General features: G+C 59.2%; 4 protein-coding genes. 1 reads left to right on the plus strand and 3 read right to left on the minus strand.

The genetic code is table 11. The annotated features are described in order from the left end of the window. Positions 1-831 (plus strand): DNA mismatch repair protein MutS (locus P8K07_06445; GenBank protein MDG1958158.1); only part of this gene is annotated, 831 nt, incomplete at its 5' end. Between the two features lie 76 nt (positions 832-907). On the opposite strand, the gene P8K07_06450 is transcribed toward P8K07_06445, so the two are convergent. The 3 genes from P8K07_06450 to P8K07_06460 are packed head-to-tail and all read right to left on the minus strand — an operon-like array spanning position 908 to position 4334. Next, positions 908-1669: a succinate dehydrogenase/fumarate reductase iron-sulfur subunit gene (locus P8K07_06450; protein MDG1958159.1), complete on the minus strand. Its 762-nt coding sequence runs from the start codon at positions 1667-1669 to the stop codon at positions 908-910. Further along, the gene (locus P8K07_06455; GenBank protein MDG1958160.1) at positions 1669-3603 is read right to left on the minus strand and encodes a fumarate reductase/succinate dehydrogenase flavoprotein subunit; all 1935 of its coding nucleotides are present in this window, start codon (positions 3601-3603) and stop codon (positions 1669-1671) included. Before P8K07_06455 ends, P8K07_06450 begins: the two co-directional genes overlap by 1 nt. Continuing rightward, entirely contained in the window at positions 3603-4334 is a 732-nt protein-coding gene (locus tag P8K07_06460; GenBank protein ID MDG1958161.1) for a succinate dehydrogenase cytochrome b subunit, read from the minus strand. Before P8K07_06460 ends, P8K07_06455 begins: the two co-directional genes overlap by 1 nt. Positions 4335-4384: the final 50 nt, after the last annotated feature.

Consider the following 4384-nt stretch of genomic DNA (forward strand, 5'->3'; position numbering starts at 1 on the left):
CATAACCTGATGTTTGTTCCGCTGGCCCTCCTGATCGGTTGGGAGATCCATATCCTCGCCTCGTTGGAGCGATGGCGAACGGGGTTCTCGAAAGATACGCTCGGCTGGTTGCAGGCGGTCGGCTGCTTCGAGGCACTACTCTCCTTCGCATCGCATGCCTATGAGGCACCCGATGAGATTTTTCCCGGAATTGGCGAGGGGCCGCCGTCTTTTGTTGCAGAGGGTCTCGCGCATCCGTTACTGCCGTCCGCAGATGCCGTGGGCAACGATGTGCGCCTCGATACGCAAACCTCACTTCTGCTGGTGAGCGGCTCGAATATGTCGGGGAAGAGCACGCTTTTGCGCTCGATCGGCGTGAACGCGATTTTGGCACAAGCAGGTGCGACCGTGCGGGCATCGGCGCTCTCGATCACGCCGCTTCGTGTGGGCGCGAGCATCGGGACCGAAGACTCCCTGCTGGATAACCGGTCGCGCTTTCAGGCAGAGATTGATCGCCTGGCGTGTCTGATGAAGATCGCGGACGGAGACCGTCCGCTGTTGTTTCTGCTCGACGAGTTGCTCTCTGGTACGAACTCCCACGACCGCCGGATCGGGGCCGAGGCTGTCTTGCGGGCCTTTCTCCATCGCGGGAGCGTCGGTGTAGCGACGACTCATGATCTTGCGATCACGGCGATCGCCGAGGCCCCGGATGTCGCGGCAACCAATGTCCATTTCGAAGACAGGTTCTCAGGCGACGAAATGCATTTTGATTATCGGCTGCAAGAGGGTGTGGTTACCCGTTCCAATGCTCTTGCTCTGATGCGGTTGGTCGGCCTTCCCGTCGAAGAATAGCCACGGCTGAATCGCGGGTGGCAATTCGTCCGCTGTTGCAGGCGGTCCAAGGATATCGCCGGGAATTTTTGGTTGGTCAAGCCTTGGTCAAGGCACGCATATACTCGCGTCGCAGCGTCGAGATATTTCCGATCGAGATCGCCTTGGGGCATGCGGCTTCGCATTCTCCGTGGTTGGAGCAGTCTCCGAATCCTTCCGCATCCATCTGATCGACCATCCCCAGGGCTCTCGTCGCTCTCTCCACGTCACCTTGCGGGAGCAGCGAGAGCTGCCGGACCTTGGCACCGACAAAGAGGGAAGCGGATGCGTTGGGACATGAGGCCACGCACGCGCCGCAGCCGATGCAGGCCGCAGAGTCCATGGCCATCTCGGCGGTGTCCTTGCCGATGCGCAGATTGTTGGCCTCGGGTGCCTGACCGGTATTGACGGAGCAATAGCCGCCTTTTTGCATGATCCGATCGAACGGACTGCGGTCAACGACGAGGTCTTTCACCAGCGGGAAGGCTGTCGCTCGGAAGGGTTCGACCGTGATGGTGGCTCCATCGGAGAACTCTCTCATCCTCAGGGCGCAGGTGGTGATATTCGGAACGGGGCCGTGGGGGCGTCCGTCGACCACGACACCGCAGGCACCGCAGATACCCTCTCGACAATCACTCTCGAACTCGATGGGGTTTTCCCCCTCGCTGATCAAAGTCTCGTTGAGATGGTCCAGCATCTCCAGAAAGGAGAGGCTGGGGTCGATATCTTTCACCCGATAGTCGACCAGTTTCCCTGGATTATTCGGCCCGGCCTGACGCCAGACACGCAATTGGTAGGAGCGATTTTCCACGTTTGCCATTACTTGTAGTTCCGTACCGCGAGGTGAACGTTTTCGAAATCCAGCTTCTCGCGGTTCAATCTTGGTCGGCCCAGATCACCGGTATACTCCCAGGCAGATACGTAAGAAAAATCATCATCGCGACGGAGGGCTTCTCCCTCGGGCGACTGGTGATCGGTTCGCAAATGGCAGCCGCAGCTTTCATCTCGGTTGAATGCGTCGATTGCGATGAGTTCCCCGAGTTCGAGATAGTCGGCCACGCGTCCGGCATATTCGAGTGCCTTGTTCATGGTGTCTCCGTTGCCCACGACCCGAACGTTTTGCCAAAACTCTTCTCGCAGTTTCCGGATATGAGTCACTGCCTCCCGAATTCCATCCGGGTTTCTCGACATCCCGACATTATCCCACAGGGTGCGCCCGAGATCCCAATGGAAGTCGCGCGGGGTCCTCTCGCCCTTGACTGCGAGCAATCGGTCGACGGAATCGCGGACATTGGCCTCGGCTTCACCGAAGGCATCGTCCTCGGTGGAAACCGAACCGGGGGTCTGGTCGGCGAGGTAGTTGCCGACCGTATAGGGAATGACGAAGTAGCCATCGCACAAACCCTGCATCAGAGCGCTTGCGCCGAGCCGATTGGCACCGTGGTCGGAGAAGTTGGCCTCGCCCAGCGCATGGAGACCGGGGATCGTGGTCTGCAGATTATAATCGACCCACAGGCCGCCCATGGTGTAGTGGGGCGCGGGGTAGATGCGCATGGGAGTTTCGTAGGGACTCTCATCGGTGATCTCGCGATACATCTCGAAGAGGTTGCCGTATTTCTGTTCGACGTTCTCCTGGCCGAGTCGACTGATGGCTTCGGCGAAGTCGAGGTAGACGGCAAGGCCTGTCGAGCCCACACCAAAACCCTCATCGCAGATTTGTTTGGCGGCACGAGAGGCCACGTCGCGCGGCACGAGGTTGCCGAAGGAAGGATATCGCCTTTCCAGGAAGTAGTCGCGCTCGTCTTCCGGAATATCTTTGGGGCGACGGTCGTCCTTTTTTTTCTGCGGCACCCAGATCCGACCATCGTTGCGCAGGCTCTCGCTCATCAGAGTCAGTTTGGATTGGGACGAGCCCTGCAGGGGGATGCAGGTCGGATGGATCTGCATGAAGCTCGGGTTGGCGAAGAAGGCGCCGCGTTTGTGGGCGCGCCAGGCGGCCGTTGCGTTGGAGTTCACCGCGTTGGTCGAGAGGAAATAGACTGTGGAGTAACCACCGGTCGCCAGACAGACGGCGTCTGCTGCGTAGCGCTCCAATTCACCGGTCACCAGATTGCGGCAGATGATGCCTTTCGCGTGCCCGTCCACGAGGACGACATCGAGCATTTCGCGCCGTGGCATCATGGACACTTTGCCCGCCGCGACCTGCCGCATCAAAGAACTGTAGGCACCGAGGAGAAGCTGCTGGCCCGTTTGGCCTCGCGCATAAAAAGTTCGCGAAACTTGAGCCCCGCCGAACGAGCGGTTGGCGAGGGTGCCGCCGTATTCCCGGGCAAAGGGGACACCCTGTGCGACACATTGGTCAATGATATTGGCCGAGCATTGGGCCAGTCGATAGACGTTCGATTCGCGGGAGCGGAAGTCGCCGCCTTTGACGGTGTCGTAGAACAGGCGCCAGACCGAGTCCCCGTCGTTGGGGTAGTTCTTGGCGGCGTTGATGCCGCCCTGCGCCGCGACCGAGTGGGCGCGGCGTGGTGTATCCTGAATGCAGAAGTTCATGACATCGTAGCCGAGTTCGGCAAGCGAGGCGGCGGCCGCGCCCCCACCGAGACCAGTACCGACCACGATGATCTTGTACTTTCTCTTATTGGCCGGGTTGACCAACTTCAGATCGAATCGGTGCCGATCCCAGCGAGTTTCGATCGGCCCGTCCGGGGCGCCGTCCGAGAGAGTTCCATCGACGATATCGAAATCCATTATTTCGTCACCAGGGCTTGAATGGCCGGATCCGGCAGGGGCATGGGCGCCACAAGCCAGAGCCAGAGGGGCAAGACCAGAAAGCCCACAGCAACCGCTACAGCAAGGATTCCTGCTGCCGAGTAGGCCAGGGGGCGCATGGGGTTGCTCAGAATACCAATGGACTGGAAGGCGCTCCAGGCTCCGTGTCGGAGGTGGCTTCCGAGAAGCAACATGCAGAAAACATAAAAGGCGACCCAGAGTGGGTCCTTGAAGACCTCCACCACCAGTCGGTAGAGATCGCGCGCCGGTTCGCCATTGACCAGCGTCACGTATCCGTCGGCGATATTCGGGCCGAAACGGAACTGGATGATATGGATCACGAGAAATGCCAGCAGGATCATCCCGGTCACGGCCATCGATCGCGAGAAAATCGTTTGTTTGGACTGGGCGCCCTTGCTCTGGACGATCGTATTCTGCACGCCTCGAGCCTTCCGTTTGTCGAGATGAACAGCCAGCGCCGGCACAATATGCGTCAGGAAGAGCAGCACCAGGCCGACTTCCACGACGTACAAGAGGAACCCCAGCTGGTGGAGTTTCTCGGCGTAGGCATTAAACAGCTCGCCGCCGACCAAAAGGGTAAGATTGCCGGCCAGATGCCCGATAATGAAACCGATCAGGGCGATTCCGGTGACTCCGGTCAGGAGTTTCTTGCCGACGGAAGACCAGATTTTGAAGCGCGGATTACTCATGAGTTCTTTTAATTTTAGCGCCTCGAGACATCATTGCAACTTCTCGGAGA

The organism is Candidatus Binatia bacterium, from assembly GCA_029248525.1.
GTDB lineage: Bacteria > Desulfobacterota > Binatia > UBA12015 > UBA12015 > UBA12015.

Coding starts and splice junctions, on each gene's coding strand:
- P8K07_06455 (MDG1958160.1), bottom strand. CDS start 3,603: ATGGATTTCGATATCGTCGATGGAACTCTCTCGGACGGCGCCCCGGAC.
- P8K07_06460 (MDG1958161.1), bottom strand. CDS start 4,334: ATGAGTAATCCGCGCTTCAAAATCTGGTCTTCCGTCGGCAAGAAACTC.
- P8K07_06450 (MDG1958159.1), bottom strand. CDS start 1,669: ATGGCAAACGTGGAAAATCGCTCCTACCAATTGCGTGTCTGGCGTCAG.